This is a genomic window from Bdellovibrionales bacterium (assembly GCA_016714165.1).
In the GTDB taxonomy this organism is placed as follows: Bacteria; Bdellovibrionota; Bdellovibrionia; order Bdellovibrionales; family UBA1609; genus JADJVA01.
In genome coordinates, this window is record JADJNU010000001.1 from 2,056,551 (window position 1) to 2,072,660 (window position 16,110).

Genomic DNA, 16,110 nt, shown 5'->3' on the forward strand with positions numbered 1-16,110 from the left:
AGGTGGACCCCAATCCAAGCATGATTCTAGGAATACTTGGATTTTTCTTGTCACATCCGCTTTCATTTAGTTTCCTTACTGTGACAAAAGACGATTAAATGAGGAGTAAACGAATGATTCCTGCCTCCTTTTCTTGCTACCGAATTTCCAGCCTCGGAGGAAAAATCCAGGGTCGCCTGGAGTCTTGCCAAATTGATGAGCTTTCTCCAGGAGAAGTCATCATCAAAGCCCACTACTCAAGTATCAATTACAAAGATGCTCTTGCGGCCACCGGAAAAGGAAAAATTCTGAGAAAATTTCCACTCATTGGAGGAATTGACGTGTCCGGCGAGGTCATCGCGTCGGAGGATCACCAATTTGGAATTGGACAACTTGTGCTAGTCACTGGATGTGGACTTGGTGAGGTTTCAGATGGAGGCTACAGTGAATACGTCCGAGTGCCTGGAGCTTGGGTCGTCCCGCTCTCTGTTGGCTTGACTCCCAAGGAGGCAATGATTTTAGGGACTGCTGGTTTTACAGCAGGACTTTGCCTGTCTCGACTCGAAGCGAATGGGCAAAAACCCGATATGGGCCCCATCCTGGTAACCGGAGCCAGCGGCGGAGTTGGTGTGACTGCAATCCAGATTCTCTCCCAGGTAGGCTATGAGGTTATTGCCGTGTCAGGCAAACAAGAGGCGACCGATTTACTCAAATCGTTAGGCGCCAAAGAGGTTATTTCGCCTTCCGAACTCAAGTTGGGAAATCGCCCTCTCGAAACGGCCCGCTGGGCCGGAGCTATTGATAACGTCGGAGGATCACTGCTGAGCCGTTTGCTTGGCCACATCAATCTTTGGGGCAATATCGCAAGTGTCGGAATGGCGGAGGATTTTCAACTCAATACAACTGTGTTTCCCATGATCCTACGTGGCGTTAGCCTTCTCGGCATCAGCTCCACCAACTGCCCCGCCAAATTAAGACTCGAATTGTGGAAGAAACTCAGCGCCGATTGGAAGCCAAAGCTTCTCTCTTTGATCCACTGCCAAACAATCAGACTTCAAGATCTTGAAGGCGGATTCGAGAAAATTCTTGAGCGCCGAAACATCGGCCGAATGATCGTCAGCTACAGACCAGAATGACAGGTCGTTTAATCTCTCATCTAAACATTGACCTATTGAGAAATCAGCGCAAGAAGAGATGAGTTTTTCTTCCAATCATTGCGAACAAGGAGCAGGCTTCTATGTCAGGCCCGATAAGCCAGTTTATTGACACCCACTATCGCCATTTTAACGCAAAAACTTTGCGGTGGGCGGCTGAAGCCTACGTCGACCACACAAAAAATGGAGGGAAAATCCTTGTTACTCTCGCGGGCGCAATGAGCACAGCAGAATTGGGAAAGTCCCTGGCCGAGATGATCCGCAAAGATCAGGTCCACGCCATTTCTTGCACAGGGGCTAATCTCGAAGAAGACGTCTTCAATTTAGTTGCCCATAACCACTACAAACAGATCAAAGATTTTCGAAGCTTGACCAAAGAGGATGAGCACAAGCTATTTCTCGAAGGTTATAATCGCGTGACCGACACCTGCATTCCAGAAGACAAGGCTTTCAAAGCCATTCATTCACACATCAAGAGAGTTATTCAGGAAGCTGAAGCCAAGAATCAGCGTTTTTTTCCTCATGAGATATTTTACCAATTGTTTGAAAGAAAAATGCTTGAGAACAGTTTCCATATTGATCCCAAAGAATCATGGTTGTATGCCGCATGGGAAAGAAAGCTTCCTATCTTTGTTCCGGGATGGGAGGACTCAACAATGGGGAACCACTTTGCGGCAAGTTGCCTGTCCGGAGATTTCAAAAGTCCCAATACGGTCAAGAATGGGATTGAGTATATGATGTATATCTCTGAGTGGTATCGATCAACGACGGCTAAATCTAGCCTTGGATTTTTTCAAATTGGCGGTGGTATCGCCGGCGACTTTCCAATCTGTGTTGTTCCTATGCTGGAAAAGGACTTAGAATTGGAAAATGTTCGAAAATGGGGATACTTCTGTCAGATCAGCGATTCGACGACAAGCTACGGCTCTTATTCAGGAGCCTTTCCAAACGAAAAAATCACTTGGGGTAAACTCACCAAAGATACTCCTAGCTTTATCGTTGAGAGCGATGCCACAATTGTCGCTCCCCTCATGTTCGCTTATATTCTTGGCTGGTAGGTTATATAATGGCCTATTTGACTTCGCTCCACTATCCACAGAAAGCCGCAAAGTGAAGGCCTTTCCAGCTTTCACCGGGTCAGATCAGTAAAAAAAATTCAATAAAGACATTTATTTCATATAATTTTACTTAGCTGAAGCTCTTCGCTACTCTCTTGGCTCAGACCGAGAAGTGTCTTTTTCGGAGGGGGAATTCATGTCAACTTTATCCATGGCATCCGTTACATTTCATGAACGATTGAGAACACTGCGAAAAGCCAAGGGCCTCACCATGCGAGAAATGGCCCGCCGAGTGGGCGTCCCAGAAACAACCTATCGAGAATGGGAAGTGGGAAGGGCCATTCAGGGAGAGCCATATGTCAGAATGGCCCAAGCTCTAGAGGTAAGTCTGACCGAATTGCTCACAGGCACCCGACCCGAGCAGGCACAGCTTCTTTCAGAAATTGAAGCCATGGAAGAGGGATTCAAACAGCTCAAAAACAAACTCAATGCAATGTTATAGGAAAGAACGGACAATCACGAAAAATAGTTTCCACCATCGGCAAGTTCTTAGGTTATTTCGGAGCTCTGTCCTAAGGGTGTTCTGTATCGCGTTATTCTTCCTAGGAACCCAAGGTTTTTCATTGGCTGCGGCCTACGTTGACAACCAGATTTATGATGGCTCTAGCCTAGAGCTCAAGAGCCTAGAAGAAGCTCTGAGTCAGGTCGGCCCTGGCAGCATCATTATTGTCTCTGAATTGCATGACAACCCATCTCACCATCGGCACCAGATGGAGGTTCTTCAACACCTAAAAAAGGGCCTCCACAAAGGACTCAGTCTTGGCATGGAGTTGTTTGACTATACAAAACAGGACATCGTGAATAATTTCCTGAGTGGAAAAATCCAAGACAGTGAGTTTTTGCCTTCTGTCGAATGGGGAAAAACTCCCTGGAGCTACTATCGCCCCTTGGTTCTTTTTCCCCCTGCTGCGGGAGGCACAACCTGGGCCTTGAATGCTCCGAAAGGCGTCACCTCAAAGGTGAAGAAAACGGGAGTGGAAAGCTTAACTGCTGACGAGATCAAACTTCTTCCCCCGAATTGGTCTCTTGGAAATAAAGGCTATCTGGAGCGATTTCGAGAAATTATAGTTGGCGGTGGACACAGCGTTCCGCAAGAGTCTATTGCCAGATATTTCGAGGCCCAGAGCATCTGGGATGAGACGATGGCCTGGCGAGCTGTGAGTTACATGGAAAAATTCCCTCAGCAAATTTTGGTCATCCTTGTGGGTGATTTTCACGCGGCCTACGGAGGAGGCCTACCTGACAAAATCCGAAATCGCGGATGGACCAAAATCCTCGTCATTTCACAAGTTGCAATCAGCGAAATGGAGGAATCCGAAATCGAACAAACCATGAGGCCTCACGCAAAGTATGGCCCAAGAGCAGAGTTTATTTGGATCGGAAGCAATTAATTAAGATCTTCTTTATGGCTTGAAAAATGCACGTATTGATTCCTATGTTTTCTTTATCATATCCGAAATGGCAGGAGCTCGCGTGCCCTTAACAGATTCTTCAAATAATATAGGCGCAGGAACGTCCTGCGAAAAAATTCAAGACCTGTATCATTACCTTCAATACATCCCAAGCATGGTTTTCGTCACCGACCTCGATGCCAATATAACCTTTATTAACAAAACCATCCCTCCCTACAAACCCGAGGAGGTGGTTGGAACCAACGTGTTCGACTATGCAAGGCCTGATGACGTAATGTTGATTAAGGAGGCGTTTCAGAGAGCTATCCATACTGGTCAAATTACGACCTACGAATCAGGAACCTCTGCTGGCTTGCCGTTTACTTGGTTTGCAGCTCAAGTAAAACCTCTATTTGGAAATGGTCGAGTCTCTCACCTACTCGTTTTATTGACTGAGATCACTGATCGCCGAAAGGCCGAATTGGCTTTACAAGAAAGTCAATCAAGGTACGAAGAGATAGCCTCCAACATACCCGGCATGGTTTATCAGTTTTTTCGTTCCAAGAAAGGAAGATATCGCCTGGTTTTTGCTAGTGCGCGCGTCTGGGACATCTTTCAAGTCACAAGAGCTGATGCATTAAGAAATATCTCAAAGATTTTTCGACGGATTCACCAAGATGATCTCAAAGATTTTTTTCAAAGCATTGAGACCTCATACCAACAAGTGTCTAGTTGGAAAGCTGAATTCAGGATCATCTTGCCTAATAATAATATTCGTTGGCTTCGTGGCTCATCAAGTCCACGCAAGTCGGCCGGCGGTCATACTTTATGGAATGGAGTCCTGATCGACATCACAACAGAAAAAAATAATGAAGAAAAAAGGCTGCTTTTGGAAAAGCAGCTACAGCAAAACCAAAAAATGGAGGCCTTGGGTACCCTGGCTCGTGGCATTGCTCATGATTTCAACAATTTTCTTCAAATCATTTCTATGTCTATTGAATTGGCTGAACAAGATAAAACCTTGGGTGAAAAATCCAAAGTCTATTTGGGAAAGGCACTTTCTGCCTGCGTGCGAGGACGCCAACTCATTCATCAAATCCTATCGTACAGCCGCAATGAAGAAATTGAAAAAACATCTTTTGATCTCAGTGCAATCACTTGTGATTTTGTCAGCATGATTCGCTCCAGTATTCCCTCCCATATTGTGTTTGATTCTTCCATTGAACCTTTCCTCACTGTCCACGGAAGTATCTCTCAAATTCAACAAGTTCTACTCAATTTAATGACAAATTCTCTGTATGCCCTGAAAGGAGGAGAAGGGCATTTAAGAATCAATTTAAGTCAAATTCAAATAGGCTCCGAGGATTCAAAGGATCTCAGGCTTCCTTCCGGACATTATGCCGAACTCCTTGTTGTTGATAACGGGCTCGGAATAAATCCAAACGAAGTAGAACGTATCTTTGACCCATTTTTTACGACCAAGCCAGAGGAAGAGGGATCTGGTCTCGGGCTTTTTGTCACCCTTGGCATCGTGAAATCTCATGGGGGGGACATTTATGTTAAAAGCCTTCCATACAAAGAAACTTGCTTCCGAGTCCTTTTACCGCTGCAGCCGACAGATATGCCTAATAGGGATTTCAATTTATCACAATTGAACCGCCAGAGCGCTGACACAGCGGACGACTCAAAGGCCAGGCTCCTGAAGGAAAACCTCGTCCTTCTGGTGGACGATGACAAAGACCTGCTTGACCTCCAGACAGTGGCACTCAAAGAAATGGGATATCAAGTGATGTCGTGTTTTACTGGAAATCAGGCCCTGGAGATTCTCAGACATAAACTCAGCCAAGTTAAATTGGTAATAACTGACTACTCTCTCAACGGAATGAGTGGAATCGAACTTCTCAAAGAAATTCAAAATTTATGTCCTGAAGTGCCAACAATTCTTACGTCTGGGCACAGTGCAGAGGAGCTAAAAAGCCAAGCCCGTTCCATCGGAATTCAGCTCCATTGTACTCTGCCAAAGCCATATACATCTAAAGAACTAAGGACCTCTATTTCCAGGTCTTTTAAGGTTTAATCAGGTGTCATATTTTTGATCACACAGATTATTTTTATCCAAACTGAGGGCGCCAGCTAAAAGGAATCGATGATCGGTTGGCCCGACCTTGGCATTTGTATCTAGTAAGGCTCCCTTCTCAAAGTGAGCCAGTTTGGAGAATTTCCTTGCTATGACTACTTATGAAAAAATTCACAAACATACCGTATCGACTTTGCTTCTCCTCCTGCTCATCTTATTGGTACATTTTACCTCTTGTTCCAATGTTCGTATTTTGCCGGTGAAACCCGTTACTGTCTATTCAACTAAAAACCAGCTCTGCCTGAAGCCACCTGAAATCCGTGATCGACTCAACAAGGTCCTGTTCGTTGTTGATAAGTCAGGATCAAATCAAGACGGAGACGGCGTCTCTGGAAACGACCCTGAAGACAAACGAAGGGCAGATAACATTCAAGCTTTTTTAGACAAGCATCGCACAGAGCCTTTCTACCGATGGGGCTACATTGCTTTCGGCGTCGAAGTTCACAAGGCGCACGCCTACATCAACGATGGAAGTGATTACAGTCCTATTTTTGGCAACGCCAATGACATGCAAGCTGCTATTGACAGACACCGCGCAACTCCCGATGAAGGCTGCACCCCCTATTTGGCCGGACTCGATCTGGCTCGACTTGCGATCGAAAAAGACCTTGCGGCCCATCCCGACGAAGATTCCGTCTACAATGTATTTTTTATGTCCGATGGAAAGCCAAACGATGCCTCTGGCCCCGCCGGAGATACTTGCGGGAATCTTTCCACTATTCAAGATGTCCCAACAGATCCTTACATTTCGGCAGTAAAAACTCTGGTTCGTACAGCCCCTGACCGCGTCTTTTTTAGCACAGCCTATTATACACTTCCTGAAAATGATCGAGCTCGGGTCTCTGCTAAGGGGCTTGAATACATGGCCAAAGCAGGCGGCGGAAAATTTGTCGACCTCGAGAACAATGATCAACTCGATTTTGAAGAACTGCTATTAGGCCCAAGACCCGAATCTTGGATTATGAAACGAATGGTCATCTATAATTTTAATGCGGCCAATTGCAATGATGGATCCAGAGGTGCCGATAGCGATGCAGATGGAATTTGTGATGGAGATGAAATTTACTACAACGATCTCTTTGCCAAGAACTTAACAGACGGAAAAAAGTTTGATCCCGTCAATCGAAACTCTATTGATCCCAATTATAGCGACCTATTTTCTTTGAAATTCAAAGTGATGCCGACCGCGGAAGGACTTAAAAGTTGCACCGATTTGGAGGTCGACAAGGATTACGATCTTTTGAATTCCTGTGAAGAAAAAATGCTCTCCGATAGTCAGTCAAACGGCCCCACAAATGAGTGGAGCGAAGCCCTGAGAACTCTAGGTGGCGGCAGCGCCGATGCGAGAAATCCCGACAGTGATGGAGATGGATTTTTAGATTCAATCGAATTTTTCACTTTTGGGATCAAATCGGCGGCTGTTAATTACACAAATATTTTTAATCGATACGATGGTGGGATTACAGGAGAAACGATCCTCGCAGAGCAACGCCATCCAAAATCTCCAGAAAGCTTTGGACCTGAAAATACGGATTTAAAGGTGACATTTTCTGGATTTAATGCGGAAGGTGAAAATTGCTACAATATCGATTTAAAAAGCATAGCTGTCTTTGACACAAAAGCGGTTCCCCTGGAAAATAGCAGCAACCTGCGCAAGTTAGCGCATGAAAAATCAGAAAACGTCATCCTCATGTATTACATTATGACTCAAGAACGAAATCCCAATGGCAAGGGCTATCTTTACTACAAATACCAAACTGTCACTTACCCTCAAGGATTTTCTCATACTTTGAGTTTTGATAATTTCATCGATTATAAAATTCCAGAGAATTACTAAGAGGAGCAACTGCGTCGTCACTCATACCAATCAACTCCCGTTAGCTAAAAGAAGTCTTAAAATTTCAAGGTCTTTAAAGTTGTGAGCATCTGCGATTTTTACATCTCGTGAGTAAGACTCAGGCAAAACAGGTTCGAGCAATGCTCCTGGGTTTAGATATTCATACAAATCCGAATAACTCTTTACTTCGGCCACGCCGACCCTCCTCATCAAATGCCATGGCCGGAGTTCCCGAGTCGACTCAATGCCCATGGACGCTAGAATCTCGGCAACACTTTGAACCGTGTGATCATGAAAGGCATGAACTCTCTTCCTTTTGCTCGGAACCCATAGGCCTGCTACGAGTGAAGGATCTTGAGTGGCCACCCCAGTTGGACAACTATTGTTATTGCATCGCAATGCCTGAATACAACCGAGGGCCAACATAAAAGCCCGCGCAGAATTAACAACATCGGCTCCCAAAGCAAGCCTTTTGATAACATCAAAGCCAGAAGTGACTTTTCCAGAAGCGATCACCTTTATTCGGTTCCGAAGATTGTAGCCAACTAGACAATTGTGAACGAAAATCAATCCTTCCGTCAGAGGTGTGCCGACATTATTTGAAAACTCTAAGGGCGCAGCTCCTGTTCCTCCCTCTCCTCCATCGACAGTGATAAAGTCAGGCGTGATACCAGTCTCTATCATGGCCTTACAGAGCGCTAAAAACTCATGTCTTTTCCCGAGACAAAGTTTGAAACCAACTGGCTTTCCTTCGGAGAGATCGCGCAACTGACTAACAAACTGAAGCAACTCAATGGGCGTTCTGAAGGCAGTATGGCCAGGAGGTGACATCACGTCTTGACCCATGGGTACGCCTCGAATTTCTGAAATTTCCTGTGTCACCTTGGCTGCGGGAAGTATACCCCCGTGACCGGGCTTTGCCCCTTGAGAGAGCTTGATCTCAATCATTTTTACCTGAGGGTGACGAGCCTTCTCCTTAAAAAGCTGAGGGTCAAATTTTCCGTCTGGGCTGCGACAACCGAAATAGCCAGTTCCAATCTGCCAGGTTATGTCCCCTCCGTTTTGGAGATGATAGGGACTCAGCCCTCCTTCACCCGTATTGTGAGCAAAATTACCATCCTTTGCTCCCCCATTGAGGGCCAAAACGGCGTTTTTACTTAAGGCTCCGTAACTCATCGCGGATATATTTATGATGCTGGAACTGTAAACTTGCTTACAATCAGGGCCACCGATGCTCACGCGCAAGCTCTTCGAATCAACATGAGATGGAATCAACGAATGATTGAGCCACTCATACCCCAATTGATAAACATCCTTTTGAGTCCCAAAAGGAAGAGTGTCCAGCATTCCTTTAGCTCGTTGATAAACCAGGCTGCGCTGTTCCCTACTGAACGGCACTCCGTCCGTATTCGACTCAACGAAGTACTGATTAATCTCAGGCCTGATTGCTTCAAACAGATATCTAAAGTTTCCGATGAGTGGAAAATTTCTGCGCACCGTATGAGACTTTTGCAACAAATCGTGATAACCAATGACTAACAGAGGGCCCACCACGACAAAGCACCAAAGTGCAGCCGAATTGATAATTGAAAAGGCCAAGATAAGGGCAGAAACAATAACAGATCCAATGACAAAAATTTTGCGCATGACGGATTCCTCCAATCTGATTAGTATCAATCATGGGATTAGGCGTGACAAGGTCCAGCCAATGACAGGTCTTTGGGGTGGATCTGGGCCAGTCGCACTCTTAATGCACAGATCATTGTCTAAAAAACCGTCCAGACGAATTAATTCTCCGAATTGTGAGGACGGCACATTCTCACCACATTCGAAGTGCTATGAATCCCTCCGCGCAAGTAATGAACGTAACTGCCGTCGATCGAATGAACATCCAGACCCAATGATTTTATTTTTTCCAAAACATAATCGTCGAAGGGAGGGTAGACCTGCTTCGCCAAAACAACCAAGTTTCCTAACGAAATGAGATTAATTGGGTTCGGATTAACGTTCATCGCATAATCTTCCTTCGTGCCGTATTGACCCTTGATTTTTTCTGGACCATAGAGAACCGGCATAGGAATGCTCTTTACGGATGAGCAGTTCGTACGCTTTTCAATGGATTCAATAATCTGAGCAAGACTTTCGTTGATAGACTTTGAGTAGGCGCTATTGGCCTTTAAAAGTTCCTCGCACTTTTGGCGAATTTTAGAACTTAAATTCTTGTAGGCCTCGTCTTTCAAAAGACCATAACACTCGCTAAAATCAACTCGCTCAATAACAGGAATGGATTCCTCCCCTTCGGGAATGGGCGGACTCAGACGGCTCCTCTTAGTTTCCAATCCATTTTCACGCAAAATCTTTAAGGCCAATTCAGGGGAAGAGTAGAGAATAGAAAATCCGCAATTCTCTTGGCCATTCTGACGGTCCGGCAAAATTGTGAACATCTCATCTATTTGACCTGGCTCTCCCCAACTTGTATTGACCCTCAATATATCCTGAGAAAGATTGACCTCGAGGAGATCTTGGGCCGAAGAACTTAAGTGGTCCCCAACAACCAAAAAATTACCTGGAAATGCTTCGATATTTCCACCAAAATCACTTTGGCCCCTGAGTTTTTTTTGATCAATCACATTTTCTGGGTGAACCAATCCCATCTGACAACTCAAAGCAAGAGACGCTGGAATGGACTCACTCTCCAATCCCTGAGAAGGGAGATCCACAATGGTTCCCCGACCAGACACTGTTGATATTCCGACTTCAAAATAATCTTGTGTCCAAAGTGAATCATCTGAAGGCATCGAAAGGAAAACGGACAAAACAGGAATACGGTGGTTCTAGATATTTTTTGAAGAGACGGTAGGCCTCATCATTGTCATGCCTCGGCACAGTGATTACAACCTGAGGCCGATGAGGATCTTCGACCAATTTATCCAAGAGATCTCTCAAAAATTGAATATGGGAAGGTTGGGGAACGTAGCCCAAAAATATCTCCGCAGGAGGAAACGTGGCCGGCAAGAGAACCAAACCTTCTGAAACGGGGCAAAAAGGCACAGTCTCTTTTCCGTTCTTCTCCTGAAAAAAATTATTCCGGCAAAAAGAAGGCTCGCTGCTAGAATCTTCAATCTCTTTTCCAATTGGTTGAAGATGAGCGCAAGCACCTAGGCTAAATAGGACTATCAACAAACAATAAGGCACCTGACGCTACCCCCAATATATGAAGGTCAAAATCTACATCGTACAGATCAAACTTTCAATCTGTTTCACCTAGGAGGACTTTCAACCGTAAACAGCAGAGTCTCCCTTGCTAAATCCAACGCCTTAGCCACTTGGTCATAAGATTCTCCCGAAAAGATAGCGTGGCCAATTTCAACTCCCGAGCCGATCCGCGGCAAAATATTCTGTCCACAATTGACTTTCAACCTGAGCTTATCCAATTCTGGCATTCGCAAAATGGCGTCCTTTCCCTCAATGCGAACCAATTTTCCAGCTCCCGGATGAATAATCCAAGCTCCAGAATATTTTCCTGACCACGGCGACAAATCTGGCTCCAGCCCCATAGCAATCTGTAAAACTGATTTCCACGGATCAAAACCATAGCTCTTTTCAATCAGACAAAGAATATGGCCACCAGGTGGGCGAACCGCAAGCTCTCCAAACACAGGTCCTTCATCAGTCAAAAAAAGCTCAAGATGTGTCATTCCTGATTGAATCCCAAAGGCGCTCAGAACTCTCTTATTAAAATCCAGCAAATCTTCTGATACTTCTTTTGAGAGTTTCGCTGGAACTAGGTTCATCTCAAACAGACGATGGTAAGCCGTAAAATTTGTGAAGCGCACCTCGCCACCGAAAAGTAAACTCTCAATACTCATCTCCCTCCCGCGGACTAAAGCCTCAACAAGTTTGCCAACATGCCAGGCTTCAACTAACTCCGATCTGTCCCAACAAAATTTCATCCCACGACTGCCCGATAGTCCGGCTTCCTTTATGATCAGTGGCCACCCCCACTTCTCAATAAGAAAATCCATATCTGTTTGGATATTGATAACGGTATGTTCCGCAACCCTAAATCTGTTTTTTCGAGCCACATCCTTCATTTGGTTCTTAAAATGGCACAGATTCGCTGAGGCCTCAGACATCCCAAAAACCCCCAATTGATCACGCAGCCTTCCTGCGAACGGAACTGATCTCTCCGTGAGAGCAAGGATTGCAGCATACCCTGGGTCTCCAGGTGCAAACGAATTCTTTATTTGTTCTGTCAGTTTTTCCTCAGATTCAGAATACCAAATATTGAGAGGATAACTGTGCACCGGAGAAGGTTCACCTCCGAGACAGGCAATGTCCACATCGAGCCCCAGACTCTTGGCCGCTTTTATCGCATTTTTTCTATAGCCGAGAAACAAAAGCCTCTGACGCAAGCAAAAACCCCACTTTCGTTCTTCCACAGCACAAGCTCTTCCCCTCCAAATAGAAAATAAATTCAGGCGGGATTCAAGTGTTTCTCGACCGACTGAGGCCCGTAACAACGCTTTTTACTGAATTCTTAACATTCATTTGGTAGAATTTGGCAAATGGCTTGGAAAACGTACAAAGAAAAATTGAAAAAGCTCTCTGACGCGATCGTGCAAGCTCAGCAACCCATTCGCATTCTCGAGGCCATTAAATGGCCGGTAGAAATCGATAAATTCATTGTTGAATCAGACTTTAAAGATCTTCCAAGAATCGGACGCGAGGAATATCTGGCTCGTCCGCTCGGTTACGATCCTGAAAAAAAAATTACCGAGTTCGAAGATATCATGAGAGCAATTCTGAACGATCTCGGACCTGAAGATCCTCTAGGTAACCACATGCAACTGGCCTGCAAAGAATATGTATTGGTCATTCAAATGCTGTTGGCCAGAGGAACAAAGCAATTCTATCATTGCTCACGCCAGCTTTACGGAAGTCCCAAGGAAACATTTATAGACGGCGAGACAACGATTCGCGAAGTCGCCACGCTGATGTATGAAATACTATCTGGAATTGACGACAAGCAGCTGGGTCGCCAATATGAAAAGAATATTTCAGCTGTCGACACAGTGGCTATTCTCAACGAAAGATTTCAGGCCTATTTTAAAGACGATCCCGTTCGCGCTCTTCTCTCCGACGGCATTTTGGCTGATGCGGCCGCCGGCAGTGACTATATCAAAATAAAAACAGATGCCTTTTTCTCCCTGAAGGACATTCAAGTTTTAGAGGTTCATGAAGGCTGGGTACACGTTGGAACAACTCTGAATGGTCTCAAGCAACACCTCTGCACGCACCTGGCTAAGGGTCCCCCTCGCACAACAGCAACGCAGGAGGGGCTTGCTGTGTTGCTTGAGTTGTTCACTTTCTCTAGTTATCCGACGAGGGCCCGCGCAATCAATGATCGAGTTTTGGCTATAGATAAGGCCGAAGATGGAGCAGATGCACTTGAACTTATCGAATTTTTTAGAACCGAAGGATACAGCGAATCGGAGGCCCTCAAGAACTGTCAGCGAACCCTGCGCGGCGGAGATCTAAAAGGTGGAGCGCCCTTCACAAAGGATATCTCGTACGTTCGCGGCTTTGTCGAAAATTATAACTTTATTCGCACTGCCATGAAAGCAGGGCGAGTTGAACTCATTCCCTACCTATTTACAGGAAAACTCAATGTCGTGGATGTTCCACTTCTTTATGCCAAACACAAAGAGGGATTGGTTGCCCCCGCAATTCTCTGATCTCAATGGAATTTCAGTGTGGATGAGCTTTTCGAACGCATTCAATAAGATCAATATGGAAAAAGTTCAAAATTATTTTTCTAAAATTCTCAATTGATTATTTTGATGACTAAACCGTCTCCTGGACGCACCTTCAGTTTCTTGGGCGTGCTTGGTCATCACAAAGAACCGTCACCTGGGGATGCAGTCGAAGCAATTGAGCTGCGGGAGTTGAATTTTCATCTCTGAGAATTGCTTCTAAAATCTCCCTTTTTTCCTCGCCTCGGACCATCAGAAGTACTCTTCTGCATCGAAGAAATGCTCCTAGACCATAGGTGAGCCCCCAAGAGTCATGTTCAAGACCCAAGTTCACGCAAGTGATCTGATCCAATGACACGCAAGCCAGGTAAACCGGATCTGGCAATCCAGGCTCATGAAAGCCCAGATGACCGTTCTTCCCCAATCCCAAAACTGCCGCATCTGCCTGAATAAATTCACTATTCGGAGGGACAACTGCATTGCTCAAGCTTGGAAGTTCAGTCTGAAAGAAGCGACTGAATATACCTCTCTTCTGCCCAGTAAGAATCTCGTCAATCTGCAAGAAATTGCAATCACCAAGAAATGACGGCTGCAATTTTTCCCAACTGCGATAAAGGGGCACAGGCGTATTTCCTGCTGGAAGGTAAAACGAACGACACTCATCTAAAGTATAGGCTCTCAGACACCAGCGATCTGCTCGCTCGACCCAATCTTGCAATCCCTTGCCGACAATTATTTCCATAGGCACAATTATTTCTTGAAGAGGAGCATATGAAAAGAAAAAAATCAGATCTTATCATTACAGCTCATCCCGATGACGAAACTCTATTTTTTTCGGGCCTCATCCAAAGTCGCCCTCGCCAAAGGCCCTGGGAAGTGATCTGCGTGACGGATGGCAATGCCGACGGAATGGGTCGCCGCCGTCATCGCCAATTTTTAAGAGCCTGCAAGGAACTGGGTGTTGCAAATGCCCATTGGTGGAAATATCCAGATCTCTATGAAAAGCGACTGGATGTTGTAAGTCTGATCCAAAAACTCAAGCAGGTTTTAACTCCCCACAGAGTTTTTACCCACAATATATTGGGTGAGTACGGACATCCTCACCATCAAGACGTCTCTCTTGCTGTTCACCGAGCATTTTTTTCGAAGGTCCCTGTATTCAGTTCCGCCTACAATGCGTTCCCCTCCTTGCGAATTCATCTCACCGAAGAATCCTACCAGAAAAAAGCTCGAATTCTTTCGACGATCTACGCATCTGAAACTCGCCGATTTGCCCACCTCCTGCCAGCGACAAGCTCAGAGGGATTCGTCCAAGTTGATCTCAAAGAAGTTGAAGCTCTCTACTCCTTTTTTTGTTTCGGAAAGAAACCCAATCTTTCTGATTTAAATGTCTTCAGGTGGTATTGGTCCTACATGAAGGACGGATCTCTGGGACAAATGCAACGCCCCTTTTAATGCTAAGGCACCCAATATTCAGCCAATTACCACCTTCCTGCCAATTATTTTAGGATTGATGATTGAGCTTTGCGCGGCTAGTATCACCACCATTCTACTAATCTTAGATGGATGGAACGACGATGTCCCCAATTTGGGAAATGGAGCGGGCTCAATTTCCCGCTGCGCAGAATCAAACTTATCTGCTGACTGCCGCCGCAGGACCCTTGTCACAAGCTGCGTGGAAGGCTTATCAGAGGCATTATTCTCAGCTACTCGAATATGGCGATATTCATTGGCTCAAAACACTGGAAGAAATCGAGGAGACTCGAAGGGAAATTGTTCCCTTTATCGATGCTCACAACGAATCTGAGATTGCCTTTACGAGCAATACAAGTCTTGCAATGAATTTACTGGCCATGACCTTTAAAGAACTTCTCCTGAGGCAAAAAAAACCGCTGTCAGTTCTCACCTGCAAAGAAGAGTTTCCTTCGACGACACTGGCTTGGATACATCACGGATTTCAGGTCAATCAGGTATCTGCTGCAGATCTAGAAAAGACCTTAACCTTGTCTCCCCCTTCGATCACCTTGACGAGCGCGGTTCAATACAGCACCGGCTTTCGACAGAACTTGGATGTTTTGGGTGATCTCTGCCGTCGTTCTCATTCCTATTTCGTTGTGAATGCCACTCAATCGCTCGGGGCCTTTCCCATGCGAACCGTGCATTCAGGCATCACCGCACTTGCCGCCAGTTGCCATAAATGGATGTGTTGCGGCTTTGGGCTCTCTCTGATGTTTCTGGATGAAAAACTACATCAAGAAGCCTGCTGGCCCCTGGCCGGATGGCTCGGAGTCAAAAAACCAATGAACATGGATAATTTTCACGTTGATCTTGCACAGACCGCCCGCGCCTTTGAACTGGGAGTTCCTCCCATTGCGACCATTGCGGCTCTTCGCACCCAAATTGGAGAACTGAACCGCATTGGGTCAGAATCCATTAGCCAGAGAGTTCTTGAACTCTCTGAATATCTCGTGGAAGAAATTCAAGACAAGTTGCCCTCCGTTGAAATCCTGAGTAAAAGGGCTCTTAAAGGCGAAGCGAACACAGTTAACAGCGGGATTGTTCTTTTGAGAGTTCCAAATACGGAGAAACTCCTCCACTACTTGGGAGAGAACAATATTCATGTGAGTTTTCGTCAAGGTGGCCTGAGGATTGCCACGCATTTTTTTAATAATCGCTCTGACATCGATCGCCTAATTGCTTTTATGGATCGTTTTCAAGCGCTCAATCCAGGAGTCTAA

14 protein-coding genes are annotated in these 16,110 nt (G+C 45.5%); 9 read left to right on the plus strand and 5 right to left on the minus strand.

What is annotated here, in order from left to right; all coding sequences use genetic code 11:
- Window positions 1–113: 113 nt before the first annotated feature.
- From IPJ71_09305 to IPJ71_09330, 6 genes are all read left to right on the plus strand, one after another.
- Window positions 114–1,115, plus strand: a complete 1,002-nt coding sequence (locus IPJ71_09305; protein ID MBK7843877.1) for a YhdH/YhfP family quinone oxidoreductase — start codon at window positions 114–116, stop codon at window positions 1,113–1,115.
- A gap of 101 nt (window positions 1,116–1,216) precedes the next feature.
- A complete protein-coding gene (locus IPJ71_09310) occupies window positions 1,217–2,191 on the plus strand; it encodes a deoxyhypusine synthase family protein (protein MBK7843878.1) in 975 nt (324 codons plus the stop codon).
- A 196-nt stretch (window positions 2,192–2,387) separates the two neighbouring features.
- Complete coding sequence (locus IPJ71_09315; GenBank protein ID MBK7843879.1) at window positions 2,388–2,693, plus strand: helix-turn-helix transcriptional regulator; 306 nt, start codon at window positions 2,388–2,390, stop codon at window positions 2,691–2,693.
- The gene (locus IPJ71_09320; protein MBK7843880.1) at window positions 2,680–3,642 is read left to right on the plus strand and encodes a ChaN family lipoprotein; all 963 of its coding nucleotides are present in this window, start codon (window positions 2,680–2,682) and stop codon (window positions 3,640–3,642) included. Before IPJ71_09315 ends, IPJ71_09320 begins: the two co-directional genes overlap by 14 nt.
- Before the next feature lie 19 nt (window positions 3,643–3,661).
- Window positions 3,662–5,719 (plus strand): response regulator, encoded by a 2,058-nt coding sequence (locus IPJ71_09325; protein ID MBK7843881.1) that lies wholly within the window; start codon window positions 3,662–3,664, stop codon window positions 5,717–5,719.
- 151 nt (window positions 5,720–5,870) lie between these two features.
- Window positions 5,871–7,616 (plus strand): VWA domain-containing protein, encoded by a 1,746-nt coding sequence (locus IPJ71_09330; GenBank protein MBK7843882.1) that lies wholly within the window; start codon window positions 5,871–5,873, stop codon window positions 7,614–7,616.
- 30 nt (window positions 7,617–7,646) lie between these two features.
- Here the strand turns inward: IPJ71_09330 and IPJ71_09335 are convergent, their stop codons facing one another.
- The 4 genes from IPJ71_09335 to IPJ71_09350 all read right to left on the minus strand — a co-directional run bounded on the left by IPJ71_09335 (window position 7,647) and on the right by IPJ71_09350 (window position 12,058).
- The gene (locus tag IPJ71_09335; protein MBK7843883.1) at window positions 7,647–9,263 is read right to left on the minus strand and encodes an FMN-binding glutamate synthase family protein; all 1,617 of its coding nucleotides are present in this window, start codon (window positions 9,261–9,263) and stop codon (window positions 7,647–7,649) included.
- Between the two features lie 140 nt (window positions 9,264–9,403).
- Window positions 9,404–10,432 (minus strand): hypothetical protein, encoded by a 1,029-nt coding sequence (locus IPJ71_09340; protein MBK7843884.1) that lies wholly within the window; start codon window positions 10,430–10,432, stop codon window positions 9,404–9,406.
- A complete protein-coding gene (locus tag IPJ71_09345) occupies window positions 10,401–10,811 on the minus strand; it encodes a hypothetical protein (protein ID MBK7843885.1) in 411 nt (136 codons plus the stop codon). Before IPJ71_09345 ends, IPJ71_09340 begins: the two co-directional genes overlap by 32 nt.
- Before the next feature lie 65 nt (window positions 10,812–10,876).
- Window positions 10,877–12,058, minus strand: coding sequence for an ATP-grasp domain-containing protein (locus tag IPJ71_09350; protein MBK7843886.1), 1,182 nt, complete (start codon window positions 12,056–12,058; stop codon window positions 10,877–10,879).
- Window positions 12,059–12,184: 126 nt separating this feature from the next.
- On the opposite strand from IPJ71_09350, the gene IPJ71_09355 reads away from it, so the two are divergent.
- Window positions 12,185–13,354: a DUF1704 domain-containing protein gene (locus tag IPJ71_09355; protein MBK7843887.1), complete on the plus strand. Its 1,170-nt coding sequence runs from the start codon at window positions 12,185–12,187 to the stop codon at window positions 13,352–13,354.
- Between the two features lie 133 nt (window positions 13,355–13,487).
- Here IPJ71_09355 and IPJ71_09360 read toward each other — a convergent pair whose 3' ends face one another.
- Window positions 13,488–14,114 carry a 6-phosphogluconolactonase gene (locus IPJ71_09360; GenBank protein MBK7843888.1) on the minus strand — a complete coding sequence of 209 codons (627 nt, stop codon included), beginning with the start codon at window positions 14,112–14,114 and terminating at the stop codon, window positions 13,488–13,490.
- Between the two features lie 29 nt (window positions 14,115–14,143).
- On the opposite strand from IPJ71_09360, the gene IPJ71_09365 reads away from it, so the two are divergent.
- Window positions 14,144–14,827, plus strand: coding sequence for a PIG-L family deacetylase (locus IPJ71_09365; GenBank protein ID MBK7843889.1), 684 nt, complete (start codon window positions 14,144–14,146; stop codon window positions 14,825–14,827).
- A gap of 122 nt (window positions 14,828–14,949) precedes the next feature.
- Entirely contained in the window at window positions 14,950–16,110 is a 1,161-nt protein-coding gene (locus IPJ71_09370) for an aminotransferase class V-fold PLP-dependent enzyme (GenBank protein ID MBK7843890.1), read from the plus strand.